Source organism: Streptococcus sp. S1, assembly GCF_034137685.1.
GTDB lineage: Bacteria > Bacillota > Bacilli > Lactobacillales > Streptococcaceae > Streptococcus > Streptococcus dentalis.
In genome coordinates this window covers 173,331-198,863 of the sequence record NZ_CP139418.1, presented here as the reverse complement: position 1 = coordinate 198,863, position 25,533 = coordinate 173,331, and the positions used below count along the sequence as shown (strand labels likewise).

Sequence of the window (25,533 nt, the reverse complement as noted above, 5' to 3'; positions counted from 1 at the left end):
GTCCCAGCCTCTTTTTTGACCGTTCACGACGATTTTCTGACCGATTCTGACAGAGAGCTACAAAGCCTGTCCCTTTGAAGTATACTGTACACAAGATCAATAAGAAAAGAGGGATCGTATGTTTCAGGTAGCATCTATTACAAAATCATTTAAGGAGAAGACAGTATTAAAAGGGGTGTCTTTTTCGATAGAAGAAGGAGACAAAATTGCCTTGCTGGGAAATAATGGAGCAGGAAAAAGCACCCTGTTCAACATTATCGCTGGGCAACTCCAGGCCGATTCGGGAACGATAAAGACTTCGCTTGATTTTCAAAGAGAAATTGGGATGATGCCTCAGGGAGATCTGCTTATCGAGGATCTAACTGTTGCTGAATTCGTCGAATTAAAAAGCCGGATGAATCAGCTGAAGCAGGCCGATATCAATGGACTCTTAGAAATGGTCGAATTAAGAGAATCAAGAGAGCAGATGGTGGGAAGTCTTTCCGGTGGTCAAAAGAGACGCTTGTCCTTGTTGTTAACTATTTTGAATCATCCAAAGTTAATTTTTTTAGATGAGCCAACGACTGGCATGGACTTGGAAGCAGTGGATAACTTTTGGAAACTACTGGAGCAGCAAGAGTTTACATCTGTTGTGGTGACCCATGATTTTAACCAAATTGATGCCTTTTTTACAAAAGTCCTGATTTTAAAAGAGGGTCGAATTGCTGCAATAAAGGCTGTTGAGGACATTCACCAGGCTGGTCAAACCATTGAGCAGTATTTCCGAGAAGAGATGAATAAAGGAGGGGAACAAGCATGAGAAAGATTCAATTAAAACAAGTTTTACGAAATAAGCGCTTCGTATTATTCACCATTATTTTACCCATAGGCTGGTATATCTTCTTTTATCAGCTTCAAAAAGGGGTTTCGCCAAGTATTTTATTAGGCATTGCCGTATTTATCGGGGTCATTGGCAATAGCCTTGCAACGTTTAGTAAGCGAATCGCCTCAGATATCGGGTTTTATTCTTTTGAATCCCACTTTACAAGCTATAGTGTCAAGAACTATTTATGGGATCAAAGTATCGTACAACTGATTCTGAACAGCTTGATCTTTTTAGCAGTACTAGTAGTTGCTGTTCTAGGTTTTCACTTTCCGGTGACGACTAGCCTGTTGGTACAATTTTTCCTCTTATCCTTGATGGGGATCTACTTTAGTGTGATTGGCTTTGTACTTGGGGTCAGGGTAGATGCCAAGACGATTGACACCATTGGCTTTCCTGTTATTATTTTGGCCGCTATGACCATTATTCCCTTTGATACGCTTGGCGCAAGTGGAGGATTTATGGACTTAGTTGGCAAGCTACAGCGGGCTTTCCCAGGCTATTATTATACAAAACTGGTCCAAGATTTGACCGAGAAACAAACGATCGATGTCCCTCAATTAGCGCTCTTTGTTGCCGTATTTGGATTGAATTTGCTATTTTTCTATCTGCTCGTACCCAAAGGAAAAATGGGGAATTAAGAACAGATAAAAAAGAGAGTGAGACAGAAATCGGTAATTCGTTAGAATTCGATTTCGTCGTCCCACCTCCGCACAGTTGAGTAGGGCTGTAAAAGCTGATGAAATCAGCGTAGTAGAGCCCACTCAACCACTGCGTCTTGCTCGACAATCCAAAGATAATTGAGAGGCTAGGACTTTTGTCCCAGCCTCTTTTTCTTTGCTACAAAACGGTTATTTGATATTCGTTCGTCAAGTACTTGGATAGGTTTTGCCAATCTTCTTCCTTAAATTTACAAAAATTGACGAAGAGTTTTACGGTATGGTGCTCTGTGTTAATGATCGTATTGGATTTTGAGAGATTTTCTAGTGCAGTATTTTCCCTCAGCTGAAATTCGATAAAATAACTCTTACTATTTTGGTGATCGGGGTCACTAACGTCAGCCACTTTATAGGCTGCACTCACCAAATCTTCCTTGGGAATAAAGATGTCTTTTGTCAGAATCACTCCTTGATAAGCATAGATCCCATCAGAAGTCAGCTCAAAGGCGATCTGACGACTGGTCAGCCTTTTGATCCCAGCAATGGTTGCATAGATCGCAATCAAAAATAAAAGGATTTGAATGAGAGTGATAAAAGTGATTTTTGGAAAACCCTCAAAACCTAGGACCGATAAAAAAGCTAAGTGGACAAAGAGCGCACAAGCAAAAGCCAGAGAGCCATATCCGATATATTTTGAATAATAGATTTTCATTTTGGACTCCTTACATTTAAGATGCAACGAAAACTTGGAATTTCAAGTACCCTTATCATAGCGGATTCGGTGAAGAGCTGTCAAATGTTTGCTAGGGTTCAAAGGTGCTTTTTTATTTTATATGGAATAACAATGATGCAGGATGTTCTAACTTCGTACGCTACATTATAGTATATAAAAATATGAGCCAAATACTTTTGAGACAAGCAAAAAAGCCTTGGTTTTCAAGGCTTTTTCCTGTTGATTTAGATGCCCCCTGCATGGATTTGTAAGAACTTTTCATATTGAAAATAAACAAAAATGTTGAAATATAGCTGATTTTAGGGAAATACTTTTAGGTATTTTCAATGTAAATATTTCAAAATGGGGCAAAAGTGGGGCAAAAACGAATGACTCGTATTTTGTTTGAAAACCTATAATACCTAATGATTATACCATACTAGATATATAGTGTTGTTATAAATAAATGTCAGTGCGAGTTCAAATCGGAGGATAAAATGGAAAAACAAATTAATGAAAAAAAAGCCTTGGTTCCCAAAGCTTTTTTTATGTTATAAACTCATTAAAAGAACCCCCAGTTAGATTTGGAATATTTTTTATTCTGTGTCACATAAAAATAAATAAAATGAGTGGCTATAGCTAGAGCTAAAATGGTTGTTATACTCACTACTATTATAGGATTAGAAGCAAAGATTAAAGAGAGAATCAAGGCAGCCAGATAGAGTGTCGCTTGGACACAGTAGTAACTTTTCGAATAGCGAAGATAGTGTTTGTTATAGGGCCCATTTACTAGGACAGCAGCTTGAAAGAGGCCAAATCCGATATAAGAGAAGCTGGTTGCAAAGAGACGATTAACTTCAGGATTCTGAAGAAAGCCAATCGATACAGTCATCATCATAAGTCCAATGAAAATAGGATAGTGACTGTAAATTAGAAATAGTCCCTTTTGATCAGATTTTTCATCAATAGCATGGTCGAATTGACCAAAATAAAACAAGAACAGAGAAAGCATAATAATGAAATAAAGAACCGAATAAATCGAGAAATTCTCGATTGTAAAGAAGTTAGCTAGCTCCATAATCATCTCTCCAAACGTAATAATGACAAGAAGGGAGATGCGCTCGATTAAATGGGGGAGATTTACCTGGTAATGCTTATCTTTACTAAGCAAGATAATTGGCATAATAAACGTTAGCAGAATACTAGCAAAGAAGATATAGACTCTAACGTAAATAGGAAGAGGAAGAAGAGCTGCTAAATAGACTCCTAAACTTCCTAGCCCTGTTATCCATAGAAAACCTTTGATACTTTCCCGATTAACATCATCGGTTGATTTTCTAAAAAACTCAACCAAATATTGAAAAAACAAGGTAAGGGTTAATGTACCAATAGCCCAACAGAGATAATGAAAATATTGTTGCCAATCAGGTCCCATCATATTGGCTATAAAGAGTAAAATTCCCATTTTGATAAACATGATTACCATGTTAAATAAAGAGTTCTTTCCATAGCGATTGGTATAAAGGGTTTGAATCATCCAGGAATCGGTGAGAACCAAGACAGCTATGAAAAAATCAAGGAAAGAATTCCAAGTCAAAATACCGTTATGAAGATGCTCAATTAAAGTAGTTACTTTTGAAATTGCAAAAACAAAAACTAGGTCATAAAATAGTTCTGAAAATTCTACACGTTTATGCTTAATAAGAGTTGTCATATTAATACCTTTCTACTTTAGAAATACAATTCATTATAACAGAAAATGGTAATGAGAGAAAAAGGTTATGCTTAAATAATTTCATGTGGCGCGAATTGTAAAAACCTTGGACACATTTACCTCATGTACCAACTTACAGGCGGAGTGTTTGATGATTGGTAATGAAGTACGTGTATTCTGAGGCAAAAGATTTCGAGACTCCATTACGTAACTCCCATCTATAAATAAAAAATGATAGTTTCATCATAGCAAATCTAAAGAAACACACTAAAAAGCAACCCTGATGGGTTGCTTAAAATCCTATTAAAAATTAACTGTGTCAGGATCATCCTGAGTTTTGATGCCTTGAATCTTATCCAAGACTGCCATATCTTCCTCTGATAAGTCGAAGCCGAAGATATCCAAGTTAGCTTTTATATTTTTAGGTGTCACAGACTTAGGTAGTGGCAAGAAACCTTTTTGAAGGCTCCAACGCAGAGCAACTTGTGCCACAGATTTACCGTTACGTTCAGCCACTGCTTCAACATCTTCATTTGCAAAAATGCTACCTGTACCTAGTGGACTATAGGCTTCAAGAAGGATATCGCGCTCTTGGCAATAGGCAACTAAGTCTTCTTGGTCACAACCTGGAGCCAAGAGGATTTGATTGACATGTGGAACAATTTTAGCTGTTTCAAAAAGAGCTTCTAGGTGATGTTGCATAAAGTTTGACACACCGATAGCACGCACCTTACCTTCTTTGTAGGCTTCTTCCATAGCCTTCCATGCACCCGCATTGCCAGCCTTCCAAGCATCATTCTCACGAAGCGCCTTTGGATTAGGCCAATGGATAAGCAAAAGATCCAAATAATCCACACCAAGTCTTTCGAGAGACTCATCGATAGAAGTCTTAGCCAACTCGTAATCGTGCTTATCATTCCAAAGTTTGGTAGTTAGGAAAATATCCTCACGTGCCAAATCACTATCAGCAATCGCCTTACCTACAGAAACCTCGTTACCGTAAATTTGTGCGGTATCAATATGTGTGTAACCCGCCTTAAGTGCGAAGCTAACGCTGTTATAGGCTTCTTCGCCTTCAGCAATTTGCCAAGTTCCAAAACCAATTTTAGGAATAGCAACCCCATTTGCAAGTGTATATGTTTCCACGATTTTCACCTTTTCTTTTTTTTAATAGTACTATCTTAAAAAAGATAAGGCAAAAATGCAAAGATTTGCTACGGCTATTATTATGAATAGTTCCTTACTTCTTTTTCCGATGTTCGTAACAGCCTTTGGAGATATTATTACTTGGGAAGAGAATGAATTTGTTGGTATTGTAAAATACAATCTTCAAAACTGCGACATTATTATCAAGAGCTTGAAATATTTTCTTCAGTATTTAGATAACTCATATGTGACTGATAACTTTGAACTGGATTTATATAGACAGGCTGTGTTAAAAGATGGTCCCTTGTCTTATAACCAATGTTTCGGTTTTGTTCCTTTACTAGCATTAGGTGCCTTTAAAGATGTGGAACATATGGATAAGCTAAAAACCTTGGAGCACATTTATCTCATGTACCAACTTACAGGCGGAGTAATGGACGATTGATAATAAGTAATCACCGTGAGGTGTTTTTTTCTATTAAATCGAGGTGTTAGATAAATAGCGAGTCTTTGATGAGAGTCGCTTATTTTGTGAATATAAACTTTTTGGTACAAAAAACAAAATGACAAGCAAAAAAGCCTTATAAATCAAGGCTTTTTCCTGTTGTTTAGATGCCCCCTACATGGATTTGTAAGAACTTTTCATATTGAAAATAAACAAAAATGTTGAAATATAGCTGATTTTAGGGAAATACTTTTAGGTATTTTCAATGTCAGGATTTAAAAATGGGGCAAAAGTGGGGCAAAAACGAATGACTCGTATTTTGTTTGAAAACCTATAATACCTAATGATTATGCTATTCTAGATATATAGTTTTGTTATAAATAAATGTCAGTGCGAGATCAAATTGGAGAATAAAATGGAAAAACAAATTTCTACGCAGAATGGAATGCGAAAAAGTGATAATTAAAGAGACAAAAAAGCTGAGAATATGATTTCCCAGCTTTTTTGAATGCGATAGAAATAGCAACTAGACTATTTACGAAAGGCCTCAATAATGTAGGTGAAGCCAGTAACTAAAACTGAAAAGGCAATGACATAAACGACAAAGACACCTGTAGCCACTGGATTGAACAGAATCACTAGACCTAGTAAAAATTCAAGCAAGGCTACCCACGTGATATTGCTACCAATAATAGGGAAAGTCAATCTTAGACGATTGCCTTTAAAGAAAGCAATAATGGCTTCTACAATTAACCAAATTCCTACAATGGTCGGAATGACGACCGGCAGGGTCACAAAGCCATAAGCAACGAGGTAAAGAGCTAAGAGAAGACTAACAAATCCTTGGAAAAGATAAACAGGTGAGCGAAGCTCTTTTGGTGCAGAGAAATAGCCTAAAATAGCTGCTATAGAAGAAACCAGTAAACCAAATGAAATCCACCAGCTGTAAGCAACAAGATTAGCTACTGGGTTTGTAAATAGGAAAAGTCCTAAAAGGACAAAAACAACTCCTGCAAGGAATAGCAGTAAACGATTAGAAAATTTCATTTCAATACCCCCTATATAGTATAGTTTTCTAATAAAACTATTATACTTATTTTTATAGAAAATGTCAATAAAATAAATAAACAATTTGGAAGTTTCAGTCTGACTTACAAAAAGAAAAGGAGTTTTCACTCCTTTTCACAGATTGAAGACAAAGTCCTTATAAAAGTGTCTTCTAAAGATTTTAACTTCAATCTGAAGCGAGGTTATCCTCGCTTTTTCTATTTATCAAACAATTCCTTATTTTCAATTAAGAGTTCTAGTGGAGATTTATCCCTTGCTTCAATAAAACCAGGTTCATATTGGTTATGAAGTGTTCTTTTCTGAGAAGTTGGATCAATATACAACTCATCTCCATCTTCTGTGTATAGTTGGTTGCCTCTTGTTAAGTAAAGTAAATCCTCTAAGTACTGTCCATCAGTTTCTAGAAAATCTTCGATGTATTTGACAGCTTTTAAAATCTCACTTACTTTATCAGAGTATTCATTCGATTCAAGAACACTCTTTTCTAATTCAATCTCCTTACTTGTTCCAAAAAGTTGAGTTGGAGTTGCATTAAAATATTCTGCTATCTTATCTAAATTTGCAAAGGTAGGATAGCTTTTTTGTTTTTCGTAGTCAGAGATGTCTGGAAAGATTGCTCATAAAAAAATGTGGGGCAAATGATGGGGCAAATAAGTTATAGACAAACAAAAAAGCCTTGTAAATCAAGGCTTTTTCCTGTTGTATGTAGATGCCCCCTACAGGGCTCGAACCTGTGACCCATAGATTAAGAGTCTACTGCTCTACCAACTGAGCTAAGGAGGCAAATATAAAAAGCTGTATTGGTGCCGATACTTCACGATTTGTATTGAACCCGCGCAATTAAGCAGGTGGGCAACTCGCTCTGACTTAGCTGCTTCCGCGTGAAACGGCCTGCATACTGCCAGAAGTCTTTTGTTTCCCTAATAATACAAAAAATAGTCGGTCAACACTTAAGTGTGAAGTCGTACACCACAGCGTTTCTATATGTATATGATACCACATTTTGAAAATATTTCAAGGAAAAATCTCAATTTTTTGAAACCGATGTCACTTTTTCTTAAATTGATCAATCTTCTCCTTGGTGGCTCCGAGAGCACGCTCGTACTTGCCATTTTCATTGGGAATAAAGTAGGAAGCGTGTTTGAGCTTGTCTGGCAAGTAGTCCTGATTGACCCAGTTGCCAGGGTAGTTGTGAGGGTATTTATAGTTTTGCGCATTTCCCAGTTCCTTGCTTCCAGCATAATGACCATCGCGGAGGTGGCGAGGAATAGGAAGGTTGCCAGAACTTCTAAGATCAGCCAGCGCCTTGTCCATGGCAACGTAGGCTGAGTTGGATTTCGGCGAAAGGGCTAGATCGATGACGATGTTGGCGATGAGAATGCGGGCCTCAGGAAAGCCGATGCGCTCAGCTGCTTGTAACGCTGTCACGGTATGAATCTGCGCATCTGGATTGGCCAGACCGATATCCTCATAAGCGATGACAGTCAAGCGACGAGCTAGGCTGGGTAGATCTCCGGCTTCGATCAAACGAGCTGCATAGTGGAGACTAGCATCGACATCCGAACCACGGATAGATTTTTGCAGAGCAGAGAGCACGTCGTAGTGGCCGTCTCCATCTTTGTCCATGGTGATGTAGCTGCGCTGGAGACTGTTTTCCATGATCTCTAGCGTAATATGGCGAATTCCTTCTGCATTTTCAGAGGTCGACAGCACCGCCAGATCGAGAGAATTAAAGGCAGAGCGAAGATCTCCATTGGTTGAGGTAGCGATGAAATCCAAAGCGTCCTCATCGAGCACGACTGGAAAATCAAAGCCACGGTCGGGATCATCCAGCGCCGTTTTTAGAGCTTGCTTGACCTCCTCCGTCGTCAACGGTTCCAGCTCAAAGATTTGTACGCGGCTACGAATAGCGGGTGTGACAGAGAAAAAGGGATTTTCAGTCGTTGCACCGATCATGATGACCAGACCGCTTTCGAGCAAAGGCAGGAGAAAATCTTGCTTGGTTTTATCGAGGCGATGGATTTCGTCCAAGAGCAGGACCAAGCCACCAGAAAATTTGGCCTCCTCTGCGATTTCTTGTAGGCGTTTTTTACTGTCAACCGTTGCATTATAGGTCCGAAAAGCATACTTGGTCGTTCCTGCGATCGCAGAAGCAATACTGGTCTTTCCGATCCCCGGAGGTCCATAGAGAATCATAGAGGACAGACGATTGGCTTCGACCATGCGACGAATGATTTTGCCTTCTCCGACCAGGTGCTGTTGACCGATGACTTGATCGATCGTCCGTGGTCGCATACGGAGTGCGAGATTGTCGGGCATTTCATTCTCCTTTCTAGCTTTGTCTCCTTTCAAAGAGGCGTTTTTTATGGTAAGATTGTAGTAACTATTGTATCATATTCCGCTCTAAGAGTGGGAATTTAGAAAGAGGACGCTATGTCTAAATATGGATTTTTGGATGTTTTAGAAGAGGAGATGGACAAGGTTTTTCCCTTTGATTTTGAGATCAATTGGGATAAGAAAAACCATGCGGTAGAAGTGGCTTTTCTCTTGGAAGCACAGAATACGGGAGGGGTTGCACTGGTTGATGAAGCTGGCGAAGAATCTGATGAGGATATTTTCTTTGAAGAAGCCGTTATCTTCTACAATCCAGCCAAGTCGCATGTGGACGAAGATGCCTATTTAACAGCGATTCCTTATGAGCCTAAAAAAGGCTTGTCTCGTGAGTTTCTAGCCTATTTTGCGACTTTCCTTCGAGATACAGCCGAGCTAGCCTTGGATGAGCTCATGGATTTCTTAGCAGACGAAGAAGCAGAGAGCTTTGAAATCGTCTGGAACCAAGAAGTTTTTGAAGAAGGCAAAGTCGGCCTAGAAGAAAGCACCTTTTATCCCTATCCGAGATACTAGGAGGGAAAGCTCATGCTTGAGGATTGCTTAGAAGAACGGTTCGAATTTACGGGTTGTAAAATTACTCTGATATACAGAGATAAGATTTTGACCATCTTGCGAGATGATAAAGAAACGATTCCATACCCCAATATGTGGGACTTGCCAGGTGGTGGTCGGGAAGGAAATGAGACACCTTTTGAGTGTGTGGCGCGTGAGGTTTATGAGGAATTGAACATCCAACTGTCGAAAGAGGAAGTGATCTGGTCTGGGATCTATCCTGGCATCTTGGATGAGAAGAAACAGTTCGTTTTTCTAGTTGGCAATCTAGCCCAAGAAGAGTTTGATCTCATTGACTTTGGAGATGAGGGACAGGGCTATAAGTTAGTGAGCTTTGAAGAGTTTTTAACTTCAGATCGAGTGGTTCCCCAATTGCAAGAACGAGTGAGAGATTATGTGGAGGAAAGTTTATGATAAGACTTGAGAGAGCAGGGGCGGAAGATTTAGAAACCATTATTGCCATTCAAAGAGCCAGTTTTAAGGCAGTTTATGAAAAATATCAGGATGAATATGATCCTTATCTGGAGGACCGTGAACGAATCAAATGGAAACTGGCAGAGCGCCCCAATAGTTATTACTACTTTGTAAAAAAAGATGAAGAAAACATCGGATTTTTACGAGTTCAGACCAATGAAGAGTTAACGGAAGCTTGGTTGGGGACCGCAGCGATACTGCCTCCGTATCAGGGAAAAGGGTATGGTTCTGAAGGATTGCGCTTGCTAGAAGAGGAATTTTCAACCGTTTCACAATGGGATTTGTGTACGGTGTTACAGGATGCAGGCATGGTCGCGTTCTACGAGAAGAATGGCTACCATCAAACCCATATCGAGCCTGAAAAAGAAGGCATGGATATGGTCTACATGAAAAAATTGATAGAGAAATAGAAAGGATGGTTCGGTTAAATTTCTAAACTGAACCCGCCCTAAACACTGTGCCAAAAAGATAAACTTCTCCTAGACACAAGTGTCTTCAGAGAGTTTCCTATTTTGGCTTTGTGTTTTACGGGCTTGGTATCTTAATGATGGAAACATGGCAAGAGTTAAAAGTTACAGTCAAGCGTGAGGGTGAGGAACTAGTCTCCAACCTCTTGATCGAGTTAGGTGCCCAAGGGGTCGCGATCGAAGATAGCATGGACTATGTGGGCAACGTGGACCGCTTCGGTGAGATTTTTCCTGATGTCGAGCAGCAAGAAGAAATCGTGGTGACCGCCTACTACCCGGAAACGGTTGATGTAGCAACAGTTGAAGCGGATTTGCAGGATCGCTTAGCAGAATTGACGGATTTTATGGATCTAGGAGAGGTCAAGATGGGCACGACTGCCTTGGCTGAGGAAGACTGGGCCGACAACTGGAAGAAATACTATGAACCAGCTCGCATCACTCATGACTTGACCATCGTGCCGTCATGGACGGACTATGAGGCGACTGCTGGAGAAAAGATTATCAAGCTGGATCCTGGTATGGCCTTTGGAACAGGAACTCACCCGACCACTAAGATGAGCCTCTTTGCCTTAGAGCAAGTCCTTCGTGGCGGGGAGACAGTGCTAGATGTGGGGACAGGATCAGGCGTCCTTTCCATTGCTAGCTCCCTTCTTGGTGCCAAGGAAATCTTTGCCTATGACTTGGATGACGTAGCGGTTCGCGTCGCTCAGGAAAATATTGAACTCAACCCAGGCATGGAAAACATCCATGTAGCCCCAGGCGATTTGCTGAAAGGCGTGGAGATTGAGGCAGATGTCATCGTGGCCAACATCCTGGCGGATATCCTTATCCATCTGACAGATGATGCTTATCGCTTGGTCAAGGATGAAGGTTATCTCATCATGAGTGGCATTATCAAGGACAAGTGGGACATGGTGCGCGAGTCGGCTGAGTCAGCAGGATTCTTCCTTGAAACCCACATGATCCAAGGGGAATGGAATGCCTGCGTCTTCAAGAAGACCAAGGATGTCTCCGGTGTGATTGGAGGCTAGCATGCAGCAGTATTTTGTAAAAGGTTTGGCTAGCTCACCTGTCGCCATTGAGGACAAGGAAACCAGCAAGCACATGTTTCAGGTCATGCGCTTAAAAGAAGATGATGAGGTGACTTTAGTCTTTGATGATGGGATCAAGCGCTTGGCGCGCGTGGTCAATGTAGAAGCCCGTCAGTTGGAGCTGGTTGAGGAATTAGCTGACAATGTGGAACTGCCAGTCCAAGTGACCATCGCATCAGGCTTTCCCAAGGGAGACAAGCTGGAGTTCATCACTCAGAAAGTAACAGAACTGGGTGCTAGCCAAATCTGGGCCTTTCCTGCAGACTGGTCCGTTGCCAAGTGGGACGGCAAGAAGTTGGGTAAAAAGGTCGAAAAACTAGAAAAAATTGCCCTTGGAGCAGCCGAGCAAAGCAAGCGGAATTTGGTCCCAAGCATTACCCTTTTTGAGAAAAAGGCAGACTTTCTGGCTCAGTTAGAACAGTTTGATCGGATCGTGGTGGCTTATGAAGAGTCGGCTAAAGAAGGAGAGGCAGCAGCTTTACTTCAGTCTCTGACCGGATTGGAAGCTGGAAGCAAATTGCTCTTTATCTTTGGGCCAGAGGGAGGCCTCTCCCCTGCAGAAATTGAAAGTTTTACAGTTAAAGGAGCCATTCTTGCAGGACTTGGTCCTCGCATCCTGCGAGCAGAAACAGCGCCACTCTACGCCCTCAGCGCCGTGAGTGTTGTCACAGAATTAATGAACTAACGAAGTGAAGGAATCGCTTCGTTAGTTTTTTTACAAGAATGATGAAAGCAAGGTGGATCCCAGAATGATCTTCGAGAAGTATCCGTATATTAAAGTAGCTTCATTGGTTCCCATCTGCTTCTAAAAGTGTTAAAATAGTATCCAAGAAACTGGAGAAAATACATGCCGAAAGAAGAGAATTTAACAGGGGACCAAGTCGTTGCCCTTACAAAAAAATATTTATCACCTGAAGATGTTGCTTTTGTGCAAAAGGCTTTGGTCTATGCGGTTGATTGCCATAATGGGCAATTCCGTCAGTCTGGCGAGCCTTATATCATCCACCCAATTCAAGTGGCAGGAATCCTTGCCAAGCTGAAACTGGATGCTGTGACAGTCGCCTGCGGCTTTTTGCATGATGTCGTAGAAGATACGGATGCGACTTTAGATGATTTAGAGCGCGAATTTGGTCATGATGTGCGCGTGATTGTCGATGGGGTGACCAAGCTCGGGAAGGTCAAGTACAAGTCCCATGAAGAGCAGTTGGCGGAAAACCATCGCAAGATGCTCATGGCCATGTCTCAAGATATCCGTGTCATTTTGGTCAAATTGGCAGACCGCTTGCATAATATGCGTACCCTCAAGCATTTGCGCAAGGATAAACAAGAGCGCATTTCGCGTGAGACCATGGAGATCTATGCACCGCTAGCCCACCGTCTCGGGATTTCCAGCGTCAAGTGGGAGCTTGAGGATTTGTCCTTCCGTTATCTGAATGAAGTCGAATTCTACAAGATTTCTCATATGATGAAGGAAAAACGTCGCGAGCGAGAAGAGTTGGTCGAAGAGGTTGTCCACAAGATTGAGACCTATGCTGGGGAACGCCATCTGCATGGGAAAATTTATGGTCGACCAAAGCATATCTATTCGATCTATCGCAAAATGCAGGATAAAAAGAAACGCTTTGATGAAATCTATGACTTGATTGCCATCCGTTGCATCCTGGATACTCCAAGTGATGTTTATGCTATGCTAGGCTACATCCATGAGCTCTGGAAGCCAATGCCGGGGCGTTTTAAGGACTATATTGCCAACCGGAAGGCCAATGGTTATCAGTCCATCCATACGACTGTATACGGCCCTAAAGGACCGATTGAATTCCAGATCCGAACCAAGGAAATGCACGAGGTTGCTGAGTATGGGGTTGCGGCTCACTGGGCCTATAAAAAAGGGATCAAGGGTCAGGTCAACAGCAAGGAATCGGCTATTGGGATGAACTGGATCAAGGAGATGATGGAACTCCAAGACCAGTCAGGCGATGCCAAAGAATTTGTTGAAAATGTAAAAGAAGACATCCTGGCAGAAGAGATTTACGTCTTCACACCAGATGGAACCGTGCGCTCGCTTCCGAAAGATTCCGGACCGATCGATTTTGCCTATGAAATCCACACCAAGGTTGGGGAAAAAGCGATTGGTGCCAAGGTCAACGGCCGGATGGTGCCCCTCAATACCAAACTTCGGACGGGAGATCAGGTGGAGATTATCACCAATGCCAATTCCTTTGGTCCGAGCCGTGACTGGCTGACCCTTGTTAAAACTAGCAAGGCGCGCAACAAGATCCGTCAATTCTTTAAAAATCAAGACAAGGAATTGTCGATTAACCGTGGTCGGGACCTCTTGATGGCCCAATTACACGAGCATGACTTGGTAGCCAATAAGTTCATGGACAAAAAGCACATGGACAAAGTGCTACAAAAATCAAGTTACAAGACAGAAGAAGCCTTGTTTGCGGCGATTGGTTTTGGAGAGATTGGGGCTATTACCATCTTTAACCGCTTGACGGAGGATGAACGCCGAGAAGAAGAGCGGGCTAAGGCACGCGCAGAAGCAGAAGAGCTAGTCAAAGGTGGCGAGGTCAAGGTTGAAAATAAAAAAGACACCTTGAAGGTCCGTCACGAAGGTGGCGTGGTTATCCAAGGTGCTTCTGGACTCTTGATTCGGATTGCTAAGTGTTGTAATCCAGTTCCAGGTGATGAAATCGTCGGCTACATCACCAAAGGACGCGGTGTTGCCATTCACCGTCAGGACTGTATGAACCTCCGAGCTCAAGACAACTACGAGCAACGCTTGATCGATGTAGAATGGGAAGATAACAATACGACCAAGGACTACATTGCTCACATCGATATATACGGACTCAACCGTGCCGGACTTCTGAACGATGTACTACAAGTCCTCTCCAATACAGCTAAGATGGTCTCAACCGTCAATGCCCAGCCAACCAAAGATATGAAATTTGCCAATATCCACATTTCCTTTGGGATTCCAAACTTGTCTATGTTGACAACAGTTGTGGATAAGATTAAGAGTGTGCCGGAGGTGTATTCTGTTAAGCGTACCAACGGCTAATCGGCTGCTCAGTTATCTTTTATTGCTTCGTTAGCTCGCCTCGCCGTACTTAAGTACTGTCTTTGTCTCGCTGCCTCGCACTAAAAGCAACTGAACAGCCTTTACTTTTCAGATAGTATGCCTGCGTCTCACCGCCTTGTCTGATGTCGATTTTCTTTGAAGAAGCTAGGATATGTTCAGAACTCTTTTATTGCTTGGTTAGCTTGTCGTCTGAGATTGATGTTCTTTGAAGGTTAGCAGTGAATGCTCAATAGATTTATAAAATAGGATAATAAAATGAAATTAGTGATTCAACGTGTCAAGAGTGCCTCGGTTTCCATTGATGGTCAAGTCTACAATGCGATCCAGCAAGGTTTGCTGCTCCTAGTAGGTGTCGGTCCAGATGACGATCAGAAAGATTTAGATTATGCGGTCCGCAAGGTATCGCAGATGCGTATTTTCTCAGATGAGGAAGATAAGATGAATCTTTCGGTCAAAGATATCCAAGGGGAAATCTTGTCGATCTCTCAATTTACCCTCTTTGCGGAGACAAAAAAAGGCAACCGTCCTGCTTTTATAGGGGCTGCCAAGCCAGATATGGCCAGTCAGTTATATGATGCCTTTAATGATCAATTAGAAAAAGAAGTCCCTGTCAAACGAGGGATCTTTGGAGCCGATATGGCAATCGAACTCATCAATGATGGCCCGGTGACCATTATCCTCGATACGAAAAATCCATAGAAAGTAAAAAACATGCCCTTGATTAAAGGGCATGTTTTTCTATGTAAAGTTGTTGGGCGATCACTTGATTGATAGAAATCTCTTGCCCGTGGATAGCTAAATGATAGAGGCCAGTGTAATCGTCATAGGCTTTGAAGAGAATGTCATCTCCAATGGTCAGCTGGATTTGGTCTAAAAAATTAAGCAATTCAAAGTTATCTTGGACTCTTCGCAAACGATAGGTTCCCGGTTCGCTGACATCGCTCAAACGATCCTGGTAAGCCTCTATGAGAAGTTGTCCTTTGGGTGGAATTGTCCCACCGTGAGGGCAGGTCTTAGGATTTCCAAGCATGTGATCCAGCCGGTCGATGAAATGTTCAGAAACAGTATGCTCGAGAACTTCTGCCTCTTCATGGACTTCTTCAGTTATGTAGCCAAGATTTTCCAGCAGAAATACTTCGATCAAGCGGTGCTTGCGGTAGAGATCAGAGACCAATTGCGAGCCCAGATCTGTTAGTAGATAGCCATGAGTCTTATCTTTCACCAAGAGGCCCTCAGAGATCATGCGCTTAATCATCTCGGTCACAGCGGGCGGAGAGACCTGCATGCGACTGGCGATTTCCTTATTACTGATTTTTTCTACTTCTGTGCCAATTTCATAAATGCACTTGAGGTAATCTTCTTTGTTTGGTGTCATGCTTTCCTCTTTTCTTCGCTCACTTCTAGTATATCAAAAAAATCCTCAAAAACGCTAGTGGAGTAATGAGAATTGTCTCAAGCTCCAAAAGATGGTAGTATAGAAACATAGAAAGGACGGCACTATGAACAGACGGGAATTAGCGAGATTAGGCTGGAGAGAAAATAGTTTAGCCTATCTAGAGAAGCACTTGCAGGGATACAAAGATCCACAAGCCTACCAAGAACAATACCAGTCTGTCTTTTTCTTTGCCAGTCCTCTGTTTCAAAACATGTGGTTTCAAGAGATCAAGGATCTAACGGAAACTGCTGCCCAAGACTTGCTGAGGGGCGTCATGAAAATTCTCCTGATGCCGAGTGACTTGTCTGGAACTTGTGAAGAAACAGCCTTTCTTCTGAGTAGGATGGCTCCAGATTGTCCGCCAGGATCCGACTTTTGGAAGGCTTTTTCACGCGTCGTGCAGGTCGCCTTTGAAAAGGATCCTTTAGCAGATCAGTCGGGAGATCAGCTTTTGAAACGCCAGGTTCACCAGTTGCGCTACCTACTTTCAAGTTACCAGGCGCAATGGATTCGGATACATAATGCGAGAGCTGGACAGACTGACGAAGAGGCCTTACAAGCTTACCTACAGGAGACTATAGCTGTCACGGTGGATGCTTATGCGGCTGCCCGCCTTCACAACAAGGTCTCCCTAAGACCAGATGGTCACCTTCATTATCCATCAGGGGCCTCCCAACAAGTCAATTTCAAGGTCTTGTTAAATTTTCATACGGAGTATATTCTCGATCAAGCTGGGCATTTCCTCAATGAAGTCGATCCAGTAGAAGTTTCTGAAAATGGCATTGTCAATGGTGCAAGTTTTAACTACGGGTTGGCTAGGGGCCGGACCCATAAGGACTTGGATATTGACCCCGTCAAAGCGTGGGACCCAGCCTTTCGCAAGCAGGTCCTCTATCAGCAAGGTGTTCGCTATCTAGCTCCGAAGAATGATCGCGGAGAGCAAGGTTATTGGAGTCGAAAAGGAGTCTTTGCACAGGGGGGTAAGAGCTATAAGCAACAAGTAGCAAGACGCGTGCGAAGTTTCCTCAGAGGCATCCCTCGCTTACGCTGGCGGGTTCTCCTCCAGAATGGGCTCCATCGGATTTTATAGCAATGAAAAAGAGGCAGTAGACCTCTTTTTACTTTAATCAAGTGCTTTGACAGCTTCAATTGCAGCGTCATAATTGGGTTCGCTGTTGATGTTGTCCAGGTATTCGACGTAAGTGACCTTGTTATCCGCATCTAAGACCAAGACAGCACGCGCCAGCAAGTGCCATTCATTGATCAAGAGGCCGTAAGCTTTCCCGAAGGAATGGTCGTAGTAGTCTGAGAGCATGATGGCATTGTCGAGTCCTTCAGCAGCGCACCACTTACCTTGAGCAAAAGGAAGGTCGACAGAGACCGTCAAGACGACAGTGTCTTCCAAGTCCGACAAGGTCTTGTTGAAGTGACGTGTTTGCATAGAACAGATCCCTGTGTCGATGGATGGGATGATGCTGAGGACTTTTTTCTTGCCAGCAAAATCAGCTAAAGATTTCTTCTCCAGAGCTGGAGTGATCAATGAAAAATCATGAGCCATTTCCCCTACTTGCAGTTGAGATCCGGTAAAGGTAACAGGGTTTCCTAAAAATGTTGCCATAAAAAGACTCCTTTTTTTGTTTTTATTGTACCTCAATACCGGAGGAGGGGCCACTGATTTGTTTAGAAATCTGAAGGGTTACTGACTCAATCCTTCTGCGATCTTGTCTAAGTTCCACTTCATCATGCTGTAGTAGCTATCGCCCTTTTCTCCTTCTTTGGCAATGGAATCAGTGAAGATCTTTGCATAGATCGGGATATTGGTATCTTTAGAGACAGTTTTCATAGGACGTTCATCGACACTGGATTCAACAAAGAGGGCCGGCACCTTGGTTTGACGCAATTTCTCTACCAGTGTTTTGATTTGGTCAGGTGTGCCTTCTTCTTCCGTATTGATTTCCCAGATATAGGCAGATGGGACGCCATAGGCTTTGGAGAAGTACTTGAAGCAACCTTCGCTGGTTACAATCATTTTCTTGTCTGCCGGGATGTTATTGAATGCTTGCTTAGCTTCTTGATCCAGCTTGCTGAGCTTTTCAGTGTAGGCTGCTAGATTTTTTTCGTAGAAGTCCTTATTTTTTGGATCTTTTGCGATTAATTGTTTGGCAATGTTTTTAGCGTAGAGGATTCCATTTTCGAGATTGAGCCAAGCGTGAGGGTCTTCTTTTCCAGCCTGGTTTTGGCCTTCTAGGTAGATGACGTCGACTCCGTCGCTAGCTGCGAAATAGTCCTTGTTTTCTACTTTATTGGCATTTTTGACCAATTTAGTAAACCAAGCATTGCCACCCGTTTCGAGGTTGATCCCATTGTAGAAGATCAGGTCGGCTTGTGAAGTTTTTTTGACATCTTCTGGGAGTGGTTCGTACTCGTGGGGATCTTGACCGACAGGGACAATACTGTGTAGCTCGATTTTATCCCCCGCGATATTTTTGGTCATATCTGCGAGAATGGAGTTGGTGGTAACCACCTTCAATTTATCGGATGAGGACTTGGAAGAAGAGCCTTTGCTACAGGCCAACAGACCAAATAAGAGCGCCACAAAGAGGGCGAGGACAGAAGCGATTTTTTTCATGTGTTTCTCCTTTAATGAGGCGAAAGAGCGTGCTTGTTCTTTCTCTGCTTAGGAGCGATAAAGAAGCTGATGAGAAAGAAGACAGCAGAAGTGAGGACAATACAAGACCCGACGGCGATATTCAAGCTATAGCCAATAAAGAGTCCTAGGATGGATGCAAGAGCACCTAATCCGGATGAAAGGAGCATCATGGACCAGAGGCTGTTGGCATAGAGATAGGCCGTCGCAGCGGGTGTGATGAGCATGGCGACGATGAGAATGGTCCCGACACTCTGCATAGCAGTGACAGAAACCAAGGTCAAGAGCACCATGAGAAGGTAGTGATAGACCTTGACCCGGACGCCCATGGATTGAGCCAGAACAGGATCAAAAGATGTGAGCAGTAAAGGTCGAAAGAGCAGGCAAATCACCAGCAAGACCGCCACCCCAATACCGATGGTCATCCACATATCCTGGTCTTGCACGGCCAAGATATTCCCAAAGAGGATGTGGAAAAGGTCGGTGGAACTTTTAGCGACTCCGATCAGAATGACTCCTAGGGCGAGAAAAGAAGAAAAGGTAATCCCAATTGCAGTGTCGCTCTTGATGATGGAGTTGCTCTTGATATAGGTGATCAGGATGGAAGCTAAAAGCCCGAAGGCAATGGCGCCAATAAAGAAGTTGATGCCAAGGATAAAGGACAGAGCCACACCTGGAAGGACCGCGTGTGAGATAGCATCTCCCATGAGAGACATGCCTCGCAAAATGATGAAACATCCGACTGCACCAGCGACGATCCCGATGGCAATAGCTGTAATGAGAGCGTTTTGTAGGAAATGAAATTGTTGTAATCCATCGATAAATTCTGCAATCATCTGATTTCACCTCCTATAAAGAGTTCATGACCGTAGGCTGCATGCAGATTCTCCTTGGTAAAGGTTTCCTCTGTTTTTCCAAAAGCAATCAGCTTACGATGGAGAAGGAGGACCTGGTCGAAGTAAGCAGGGACCTTGCTGAGGTCGTGATGGACGATCAGGATGGTCTTGCCTTCTTTTTTCAAGGTTTTTAGTGTTTGCATGATGATGTCTTCGCTAACGGAGTCAATCCCTGCAAAGGGCTCATCCAAAAAGATGACCTCTGCTTCTTGGACCAAGCAGCGGGCGATTAGGACCCGTTGGAATTGCCCTCCTGAAAGCTGACCAATCTGGCGATCTGCTAGATCAAGAAGATTGACAAGCTTCATTGCATTTTCCACCTTTTGGAGATCTTCTTTGCTTTTTCGCTTGAAGATCGAAAGATGGGGATAGAGACCCAGTGAGACACACTCCCGCACCGTGATGGGGAAGTGGAAATCAATAGCGGATTTCTGTTCGACGTAGGCCACTCGTTGAAGAGCTTGGCCGAGATCTTTTTGATCGAGCAGGACCTTTCCCGAATGAGGGAGAAGTCCTAGCATGGCCTTGATCAGGGTTGACTTTCCTGCTCCGTTGGGTCCAAGAATGCCTAGGATGGTTGGACCCTGGATGGTGAGGGAAAGATCCTCTAGGGCCAGTGTTTGCTGGTAGGCAACACTTAGATGTTCAATTTGAATCATGAGTTTGCTCCTTTACTATTAATATACATAAATGAAAAAATTAAGTCAAGTTAATTTTTAAAATAATTTAGATTAACTTACTTGTAATCATTGAAAAAAGTTCCTATTTTTGATAAGGTTATTAGAAAAGAACGAAAGCGAGAAGATCATGGTACGTTTACAAGATGATTTTTATGATTATGTCAATGGGGAATGGGCTGAGACAGCTGTGATTCCTGATGACAAACCGTCAACTGGTGGTTTTATGGACTTGATCCAAGATATCGAAAACTTGATGTTGGATATCACTGGAAAATGGCAACGGGGAGAAGAGTTGCCTGAAGACAGCATTCTGCAAAACTTTGTCAAATACCACAAAATGGTGGCAGATTTTGATGCGCGAGAAGCAGCTGGTGTGGCACCAGTCATACCCTTGATCAATGAAATCAAGGCCTTGTCTTCTTTTGAAGACTATACCAGCAAGTTGGGCACCTATGAACTAGCTGGCAAACCAAATCTCATGCCATTTAGCGTGTCACCAGACTTTATGAATGCCCAAATGAATGTCTTGTGGGGAGAGTCCCTTGCTCTCATCTTGCCAGATACAACCTATTATGAAGAAGGCAACGAAAAAGGCCCAGAATTACTGGCTATCTGGCGCCAAATGATGGAAAAACTCTTACCTAAATTTGAATTCTCAGAGGAAGAAATCAAGGATATCCTGGATAAGGTCATTGCGGCGGATGCAGAATTGGCCAAATATGTCTTGTCAAATGAAGAAAGATCCGAGTACAACAAACTCTATCATCCTTATGAGTGGGCAGATTTCAAGGCCTTGGTCCCAGAATTGCCACTCGATGCCTTCTTTACTGAAGTGATCGGACAAACACCAGATAAAATCATCGTGCCAGAAGAGCGTTTCTGGAAGGAATTCGCACCAAAATACTACTCGGCAGCCAACTGGGAAACCATTCATGCCAAATTGAAACTCGGTGCAGCTTTAGATTGGACGTCTTTCTTGACGGAAGAAATCCGTGTCTTGTCTGGTGAATATGGACGGATCATCACGGGGATTCCAGAACCTCGTCCAAAAGAAAAAGCAGCTCTGGCCTTGGCAGAAGGACCTTATAGCCAAGCACTTGGACTCTGGTATGCGGGCGAAAAATTCTCACCAGAAGCAAAAGCAGACGTAGAGCATAAAGTCGCGACCATGATTGACGTCTACAAGGAGCGCTTAGAAAAAGCAGACTGGCTCGCTCCTGAGACTCGTGAAAAAGCCATTGTCAAACTCAATGTCATTACACCGCATATTGGCTATCCTGAAAAATTACCAGAAACATACGCCAAAAAAATCATCGACGAAAGCAAGACCTTGGTGGAAAATGCTCAAGCTCTCTATGAAATTTCCATTGCCCATACTTGGAGCAAGTGGAACCAACCAGTTGATCGAAGCGAATGGCACATGCCAGCCCACCTGGTCAATGCTTACTATGATCCGCAACAGAACCAAATCGTCTTCCCAGCAGCGATTTTACAAGCACCTTTCTATGACCTTCACCAATCATCATCAGCCAACTACGGCGGAATCGGTGCAGTCATTGCCCATGAAATCTCCCACGCCTTTGACACCAATGGAGCATCCTTTGACGAGCATGGTAGCTTGAAAGACTGGTGGAAACCAGAAGATTACGAAGCCTTTACCGCTCGCACACAAAAAGTTATCGATCAGTTCGAAGGCCAAGACTCCTACGGTGCTAAGATCAACGGGAAATTGACCGTTTCTGAAAACGTAGCAGACCTCGGAGGGATCGCTGCAGCCCTTGAAGCCGCGAAGAAAGAGAAAGATTTCTCAGCAGAAGAATTCTTCACCAACTTTGCTCGCATCTGGCGCATGAAAGCTCGGACAGAGTACATGCAACTCCTCGCAAGTGTCGATGTCCACGCACCAGGAAAACTCCGTACCAATGTTCAATTACCAAATTTTGACGAATTCTTTGAAACTTTCGATGTCAAAGAAGGCGACGGCATGTGGCGCGCACCAGAAGACCGTGTGATCATTTGGTAGTCTAAGATACTAAGCCCGTAAAAAAAGCGAGAAGAAAATAGGAGATTGACCATGTGGGCCAGGCCCACCAGTCAATCTCTCTTTTTCTCGACGCTTTTAGTGCGAGTTCAATTTCGCGATACTAGTTTTGTTGATCAAAGGAAGTAGTCTCAACTTCAGTTAGGCGATTGATTTTCTTGATCGCTCGTGAAAAAAATAAAAATCCCCAAAGTCAAGTTTCAACCTACTGAAACTAGCTTTGGGGATTTTTGAGCGAATTAGAAAATCATAAGATTCATCAAATAAAAATGAAACGCTTCCAATGACTGCGTGAACAGATAAATTTAATTGATTGGAGCCTTGTATAATTCTTTGAATTTCATAGAAATAAATGCTACTATGAGTGTGAACTAAATAAATTTTAAAGGAGCAGACTATGAGAAATTTTGCAAGTCCGTCACGTTACATTCAAGGTGAAAATGCCTTATTTGAAAATGCGCAATCTATTTCAGAATTAGGGACTCACCCTGTTTTGCTATGTGATTCAGTGGTCTATGATATCGTAGGGAAGCGTTTTGAAGAATACCTTGGTCAAAATGGGCTCACGGTTTTACCAGTCTTCTTTAATGGAGAAGCTTCTGACAACGAAATCAATCGTGTGGTTAGTCTGGCAGAAGAAAATGGCTGTAATTTGGTCATTGGACTTGGTGGAGGAAAGACCATCGATAGTGCAAAAGCTATTGCTGATCTTCTAAAATCACCAGTTGTGATTGCTCCGACCATCGCCTCTACAGATGCTCCCGTTTCAGCCTTGTCGGTTATCTATACGGATGAGGGTGCCTTTGAGCGCTATATCTTCTATTCTAAGAACCCAGAATTGGTCTTGGTGGATAGCAAAGTGATCTCTCAAGCACCAAAACGCTTGCTCGCTTCTGGTATCGCAGATGGCCTAGCAACTTGGGTAGAAGCGCGTGCAGTGATGCAAGCGAATGGAAAAACCATGTTGGGTCAACGACAAACCTTAGCGGGTGTCGCCATTGCACAACGTTGTGAAAAAACCTTATTTGCTGATGGTCTCCAAGCCATGGCTGCTTGTGAAGCCAAAGTCGTAACCCCTGCTCTTGAAAACATTATTGAAGCTAATACCCTTCTCAGTGGTATTGGATTTGAAAGTGGGGGATTAGCAGCTGCCCATGCCATCCATAATGGCTTTACAGCCCTTACTGGGGACATCCATCATTTGACACATGGTGAAAAAGTAGCCTACGGAACGCTAGTTCAATTGTTCTTGGAAAACCGTCCGAAGGAAGAATTGAATAAATACATTCGTTTCTATCAACAAATCGGTATGCCAACCACTCTGAAAGAAATGCATCTTGAAACTGCAAGTTATGAAGATCTTCTCAAGGTTGGCCAACAGGCCACCATCGAAGGAGAAACCATCCATCAAATGCCATTTGAAGTGAAGGCTTCTGATATTGCCCAAGCCATCGTAGCAGTAGATGCCTACGTTCAAGGTTTAGACTAAATCAATATCTGTCATTCACAGATAATGTAGACAAACTGATTTTTTACATCAAACAAACTAATGGATGCCTAAAAAATTAAAATTAGATACTTTTTAAGGCTCATTAAAAAATGCTTAGGAACTTTCCGCCGTGAGAAAAGTGCTAGAAACACGATTGTTTCTAGCACTCGGGAGTTTTGGAACTTTAGGTCCAAAACTAAGTCATGGAACTTCTTCGAAGTTCGCTGACGTCCGTACTCACCTAAGGAAAGTTTCTAAGATGACTTTGTCGACAAACCAAGAACTCCCATACCTTATGGTAATGGGAGTTCTTTTTCTATTTTCTTCTTTTTGGATCGGTTTGTTTAAAGATCAGGTATAAAATTCCGGCAGGCAGGAAGCAGAAGAGCCACATGACATCGAGTCCCTTGCTTTTACTGCTAGAGGTCGTTGTTTTAGACTCACTGACAGCCACTCCCGGTTTAATGCTTGGAGATACCTGTTGCAAGCCGTTCTGGACGACTAGGCGGTTGTCTTCTAGTTTAAGGGCTGGCTTCGTTCCCTTCTTAACGGTCGCATAGAAGTCTTGCTTCAAGTGAATGGTCTTACCATCGATGGTATGATCGCCTGCAGAAAGGATTTTTTTATACTGGTAGTCTGCGAACATTTTCTCAGCCAAGGTATTCCCGATTTGATTGCGGTAGCTTTCGGCGATCTCGACATCGTAGTTCCCAACCCCCAAAATCACTTCGATAATCCGTTGTTTCCCCCGCTTGGTTGTCGCGGTGTAGTTGTAGTCAGCAGTTGGGCTGGATCCGGTCTTGAGTCCATCTGTTCCTTTAAGGGCGAACTTTCCACCTTCGAGGGAAGTATTGTAGTTATCGTAGCTTTGCTCGTAGGGGGTTCCTTCCATGATGGTAGTGTGAGCTTGCTTGGTGTATTCCAGCATTTCTGGCAGGTCGTTTACGATGTGATAAGCCAGAATAGACATGTCCCGCGCTGTAATTTCGTTATTGGCATTGACATCGTAGCGCTGAGGATTGTAGTAGCCCTGAAGGACCGAAATCATCGCCCCATTTGGATTATGCCATTTGGTATGGCTCATCCCCATTTCTTGTGCGTACTGATTCATTAAGTCCAAAAACTTATCGGGATCATTGTCAGTGACGGCGTTGGCGAGCATAATCACGGCCGCACTGGAAGATGGAACAAAGAGCATCTTGATCAATTCAGATACCTTGTAGTCAACACCAGCTACAATAGGTGAGTTACTTAACAGATTGTTTTCCGAGATGGCTTGGTCCGCCTCTGTTGCTGTGATCACGGTATCGTACTTGATCTTGCCTTCTTTAAGGGCTCGAAAGACCACGTAGGCACTCATGAGCTTAGCCATGCTTCCTGAGTCACGGACCGTGTCGATATTGTCTCCGTACAAAATGGCTCCAGTATTGGCGTCGATGACGATGTCAGCCTTAGGTTTGTAAAAATCGTCCAATACCAGTCCAGCGTCGGCTGCGATTTTCATGACATCTTCTTGCTGGTAGATGTCGTCCGCAAAGGCAGTGGAAATAGGGCCAAATGCCAAGACTCCTACAAGGAGGGACAAGAGGTTGCGTTTAAGTCGTTTGTGTAAATGTCTCCCATAATTCATAGATTCCATTATATCATACAGGCCAGGGATTCAACTTGAAAAAATT

24 protein-coding genes, 1 tRNA gene, 1 other RNA gene and 1 pseudogene are annotated in these 25,533 nt (G+C 42.9%); 13 read left to right on the top strand and 14 right to left on the bottom strand.

The features are described from left to right. Positions 1–118: 118 nt before the first annotated feature. Both SM121_RS00935 and SM121_RS00930 read left to right on the top strand, forming a co-directional pair. Positions 119–799, top strand: coding sequence for an ABC transporter ATP-binding protein (locus tag SM121_RS00935; protein ID WP_320910974.1), 681 nt, complete (start codon positions 119–121; stop codon positions 797–799). After that, positions 796–1,503: an ABC transporter gene (locus SM121_RS00930; RefSeq protein ID WP_320910973.1), complete on the top strand. Its 708-nt coding sequence runs from the start codon at positions 796–798 to the stop codon at positions 1,501–1,503. The genes SM121_RS00935 and SM121_RS00930 overlap by 4 nt, the downstream gene beginning before the upstream one ends. Positions 1,504–1,702: 199 nt before the next feature. Here SM121_RS00930 and SM121_RS00925 read toward each other — a convergent pair whose 3' ends face one another. From SM121_RS00925 to SM121_RS00915, 3 genes are all read right to left on the bottom strand, one after another. After that, entirely contained in the window at positions 1,703–2,233 is a 531-nt protein-coding gene (locus SM121_RS00925; RefSeq protein WP_129824460.1) for a hypothetical protein, read from the bottom strand. Positions 2,234–2,795: 562 nt separating this feature from the next. Next, positions 2,796–3,947, bottom strand: coding sequence for a low temperature requirement protein A (locus SM121_RS00920; RefSeq protein WP_320910972.1), 1,152 nt, complete (start codon positions 3,945–3,947; stop codon positions 2,796–2,798). A 303-nt stretch (positions 3,948–4,250) separates the two neighbouring features. Further along, positions 4,251–5,093 (bottom strand): aldo/keto reductase, encoded by an 843-nt coding sequence (locus tag SM121_RS00915; protein ID WP_070465251.1) that lies wholly within the window; start codon positions 5,091–5,093, stop codon positions 4,251–4,253. Between the two features lie 103 nt (positions 5,094–5,196). Here SM121_RS00915 and SM121_RS00910 point away from each other — a divergent pair. Further along, positions 5,197–5,538 (top strand): annotated as a pseudogene (locus tag SM121_RS00910) (T6SS immunity protein Tdi1 domain-containing protein); the annotation flags it as partial. 531 nt (positions 5,539–6,069) lie between these two features. Here SM121_RS00910 and SM121_RS00905 read toward each other — a convergent pair. The 5 genes from SM121_RS00905 to SM121_RS00885 form a co-directional block, all read right to left on the bottom strand. Next, complete coding sequence (locus SM121_RS00905) at positions 6,070–6,585, bottom strand: HdeD family acid-resistance protein (protein ID WP_023022109.1); 516 nt, start codon at positions 6,583–6,585, stop codon at positions 6,070–6,072. A 218-nt stretch (positions 6,586–6,803) separates the two neighbouring features. Next, on the bottom strand, positions 6,804–7,220 hold the full coding sequence (locus SM121_RS00900; protein ID WP_225305933.1) for a helix-turn-helix domain-containing protein: 417 nt from the start codon (positions 7,218–7,220) through the stop codon (positions 6,804–6,806). Positions 7,221–7,316: 96 nt separating this feature from the next. Further along, positions 7,317–7,389, bottom strand: a tRNA-Lys gene (locus SM121_RS00895). A gap of 5 nt (positions 7,390–7,394) precedes the next feature. Next, positions 7,395–7,587, bottom strand: a non-coding RNA gene (gene ssrS / locus SM121_RS00890) — 6S RNA. A 66-nt stretch (positions 7,588–7,653) separates the two neighbouring features. Further along, positions 7,654–8,925, bottom strand: coding sequence for a replication-associated recombination protein A (locus SM121_RS00885; RefSeq protein ID WP_151379101.1), 1,272 nt, complete (start codon positions 8,923–8,925; stop codon positions 7,654–7,656). A 114-nt stretch (positions 8,926–9,039) separates the two neighbouring features. Between SM121_RS00885 and SM121_RS00880 the strand changes: the two genes are divergently transcribed. The 7 genes from SM121_RS00880 (at position 9,040) to dtd (ending at position 15,368) form a co-directional block, all read left to right on the top strand. Continuing rightward, the gene (locus tag SM121_RS00880) at positions 9,040–9,510 is read left to right on the top strand and encodes a DUF3013 family protein (protein WP_227223514.1); all 471 of its coding nucleotides are present in this window, start codon (positions 9,040–9,042) and stop codon (positions 9,508–9,510) included. Between the two features lie 12 nt (positions 9,511–9,522). Next, positions 9,523–9,963, top strand: a complete 441-nt coding sequence (locus SM121_RS00875) for an NUDIX hydrolase (protein ID WP_151379103.1) — start codon at positions 9,523–9,525, stop codon at positions 9,961–9,963. Beyond that, entirely contained in the window at positions 9,960–10,433 is a 474-nt protein-coding gene (locus tag SM121_RS00870) for a GNAT family N-acetyltransferase (protein ID WP_045759021.1), read from the top strand. Before SM121_RS00875 ends, SM121_RS00870 begins: the two co-directional genes overlap by 4 nt. Positions 10,434–10,570: 137 nt before the next feature. Beyond that, a complete protein-coding gene (gene prmA, locus SM121_RS00865; RefSeq protein WP_320910009.1) occupies positions 10,571–11,521 on the top strand; it encodes a 50S ribosomal protein L11 methyltransferase in 951 nt (316 codons plus the stop codon). Between the two features lies 1 nt (position 11,522). Continuing rightward, positions 11,523–12,266, top strand: a complete 744-nt coding sequence (locus SM121_RS00860) for a 16S rRNA (uracil(1498)-N(3))-methyltransferase (RefSeq protein ID WP_070845857.1) — start codon at positions 11,523–11,525, stop codon at positions 12,264–12,266. A gap of 162 nt (positions 12,267–12,428) precedes the next feature. Beyond that, the gene (locus SM121_RS00855; protein WP_320910971.1) at positions 12,429–14,648 is read left to right on the top strand and encodes a RelA/SpoT family protein; all 2,220 of its coding nucleotides are present in this window, start codon (positions 12,429–12,431) and stop codon (positions 14,646–14,648) included. Positions 14,649–14,924: 276 nt separating this feature from the next. Next, positions 14,925–15,368, top strand: coding sequence for a D-aminoacyl-tRNA deacylase (gene dtd / locus SM121_RS00850; RefSeq protein ID WP_320910970.1), 444 nt, complete (start codon positions 14,925–14,927; stop codon positions 15,366–15,368). Positions 15,369–15,390: 22 nt separating this feature from the next. Here the strand turns inward: dtd and SM121_RS00845 are convergent, their stop codons facing one another. Continuing rightward, the gene (locus SM121_RS00845) at positions 15,391–16,044 is read right to left on the bottom strand and encodes a metal-dependent transcriptional regulator (protein ID WP_320910969.1); all 654 of its coding nucleotides are present in this window, start codon (positions 16,042–16,044) and stop codon (positions 15,391–15,393) included. Positions 16,045–16,168: 124 nt separating this feature from the next. Here SM121_RS00845 and SM121_RS00840 point away from each other — a divergent pair, with 124 nt between their 5' ends. Next, complete coding sequence (locus tag SM121_RS00840) at positions 16,169–17,194, top strand: DUF3114 domain-containing protein (protein ID WP_320910968.1); 1,026 nt, start codon at positions 16,169–16,171, stop codon at positions 17,192–17,194. 33 nt (positions 17,195–17,227) lie between these two features. Here the strand turns inward: SM121_RS00840 and tpx are convergent, their stop codons facing one another. The 4 genes from tpx to SM121_RS00820 all read right to left on the bottom strand — a co-directional run bounded on the left by tpx (position 17,228) and on the right by SM121_RS00820 (position 20,306). Further along, entirely contained in the window at positions 17,228–17,722 is a 495-nt protein-coding gene (gene tpx, locus SM121_RS00835; RefSeq protein WP_003013564.1) for a thiol peroxidase, read from the bottom strand. A gap of 78 nt (positions 17,723–17,800) precedes the next feature. Beyond that, on the bottom strand, positions 17,801–18,733 hold the full coding sequence (gene fimA, locus SM121_RS00830; RefSeq protein WP_320910967.1) for a metal ABC transporter substrate-binding lipoprotein/fibrin-binding adhesin FimA: 933 nt from the start codon (positions 18,731–18,733) through the stop codon (positions 17,801–17,803). Between the two features lie 11 nt (positions 18,734–18,744). Beyond that, positions 18,745–19,587, bottom strand: a complete 843-nt coding sequence (locus tag SM121_RS00825; RefSeq protein ID WP_003013629.1) for a metal ABC transporter permease — start codon at positions 19,585–19,587, stop codon at positions 18,745–18,747. After that, positions 19,584–20,306: a metal ABC transporter ATP-binding protein gene (locus SM121_RS00820; RefSeq protein WP_270299817.1), complete on the bottom strand. Its 723-nt coding sequence runs from the start codon at positions 20,304–20,306 to the stop codon at positions 19,584–19,586. Before SM121_RS00820 ends, SM121_RS00825 begins: the two co-directional genes overlap by 4 nt. 148 nt (positions 20,307–20,454) lie before the next feature. On the opposite strand from SM121_RS00820, the gene SM121_RS00815 reads away from it, so the two are divergent. Together SM121_RS00815 and SM121_RS00810 are read left to right on the top strand one after the other, a co-directional pair. Continuing rightward, positions 20,455–22,350, top strand: coding sequence for a M13 family metallopeptidase (locus SM121_RS00815; protein WP_320910966.1), 1,896 nt, complete (start codon positions 20,455–20,457; stop codon positions 22,348–22,350). Between the two features lie 415 nt (positions 22,351–22,765). Next, on the top strand, positions 22,766–23,857 hold the full coding sequence (locus SM121_RS00810) for a glycerol dehydrogenase (RefSeq protein WP_003004290.1): 1,092 nt from the start codon (positions 22,766–22,768) through the stop codon (positions 23,855–23,857). A 316-nt stretch (positions 23,858–24,173) separates the two neighbouring features. Here the strand turns inward: SM121_RS00810 and SM121_RS00805 are convergent, their stop codons facing one another. Beyond that, on the bottom strand, positions 24,174–25,496 hold the full coding sequence (locus tag SM121_RS00805; protein ID WP_050783833.1) for a DUF1958 domain-containing protein: 1,323 nt from the start codon (positions 25,494–25,496) through the stop codon (positions 24,174–24,176). Positions 25,497–25,533 lie beyond the last annotated feature (37 nt).

Bases quoted from the DNA above. Each gene is read 5' to 3' on its own strand.
- SM121_RS00935 (WP_320910974.1), top strand. From the start codon at position 119: ATGTTTCAGGTAGCATCTATTACAAAATCATTTAAGGAGAAGACAGTA.
- SM121_RS00930 (WP_320910973.1), top strand. From the start codon at position 796: ATGAGAAAGATTCAATTAAAACAAGTTTTACGAAATAAGCGCTTCGTA.
- SM121_RS00925 (WP_129824460.1), bottom strand. From the start codon at position 2,233: ATGAAAATCTATTATTCAAAATATATCGGATATGGCTCTCTGGCTTTT.
- SM121_RS00920 (WP_320910972.1), bottom strand. From the start codon at position 3,947: ATGACAACTCTTATTAAGCATAAACGTGTAGAATTTTCAGAACTATTT.
- SM121_RS00905 (WP_023022109.1), bottom strand. From the start codon at position 6,585: ATGAAATTTTCTAATCGTTTACTGCTATTCCTTGCAGGAGTTGTTTTT.
- SM121_RS00885 (WP_151379101.1), bottom strand. From the start codon at position 8,925: ATGCCCGACAATCTCGCACTCCGTATGCGACCACGGACGATCGATCAA.
- SM121_RS00880 (WP_227223514.1), top strand. From the start codon at position 9,040: ATGTCTAAATATGGATTTTTGGATGTTTTAGAAGAGGAGATGGACAAG.
- SM121_RS00875 (WP_151379103.1), top strand. From the start codon at position 9,523: ATGCTTGAGGATTGCTTAGAAGAACGGTTCGAATTTACGGGTTGTAAA.
- SM121_RS00870 (WP_045759021.1), top strand. From the start codon at position 9,960: ATGATAAGACTTGAGAGAGCAGGGGCGGAAGATTTAGAAACCATTATT.
- prmA (WP_320910009.1), top strand. From the start codon at position 10,571: ATGGAAACATGGCAAGAGTTAAAAGTTACAGTCAAGCGTGAGGGTGAG.
- SM121_RS00860 (WP_070845857.1), top strand. From the start codon at position 11,523: ATGCAGCAGTATTTTGTAAAAGGTTTGGCTAGCTCACCTGTCGCCATT.
- SM121_RS00855 (WP_320910971.1), top strand. From the start codon at position 12,429: ATGCCGAAAGAAGAGAATTTAACAGGGGACCAAGTCGTTGCCCTTACA.
- dtd (WP_320910970.1), top strand. From the start codon at position 14,925: ATGAAATTAGTGATTCAACGTGTCAAGAGTGCCTCGGTTTCCATTGAT.
- SM121_RS00845 (WP_320910969.1), bottom strand. From the start codon at position 16,044: ATGACACCAAACAAAGAAGATTACCTCAAGTGCATTTATGAAATTGGC.
- SM121_RS00840 (WP_320910968.1), top strand. From the start codon at position 16,169: ATGAACAGACGGGAATTAGCGAGATTAGGCTGGAGAGAAAATAGTTTA.
- tpx (WP_003013564.1), bottom strand. From the start codon at position 17,722: ATGGCAACATTTTTAGGAAACCCTGTTACCTTTACCGGATCTCAACTG.
- fimA (WP_320910967.1), bottom strand. From the start codon at position 18,733: ATGAAAAAAATCGCTTCTGTCCTCGCCCTCTTTGTGGCGCTCTTATTT.
- SM121_RS00825 (WP_003013629.1), bottom strand. From the start codon at position 19,587: ATGATTGCAGAATTTATCGATGGATTACAACAATTTCATTTCCTACAA.
- SM121_RS00820 (WP_270299817.1), bottom strand. From the start codon at position 20,306: ATGATTCAAATTGAACATCTAAGTGTTGCCTACCAGCAAACACTGGCC.
- SM121_RS00815 (WP_320910966.1), top strand. From the start codon at position 20,455: ATGGTACGTTTACAAGATGATTTTTATGATTATGTCAATGGGGAATGG.
- SM121_RS00810 (WP_003004290.1), top strand. From the start codon at position 22,766: ATGAGAAATTTTGCAAGTCCGTCACGTTACATTCAAGGTGAAAATGCC.
- SM121_RS00805 (WP_050783833.1), bottom strand. From the start codon at position 25,496: ATGGAATCTATGAATTATGGGAGACATTTACACAAACGACTTAAACGC.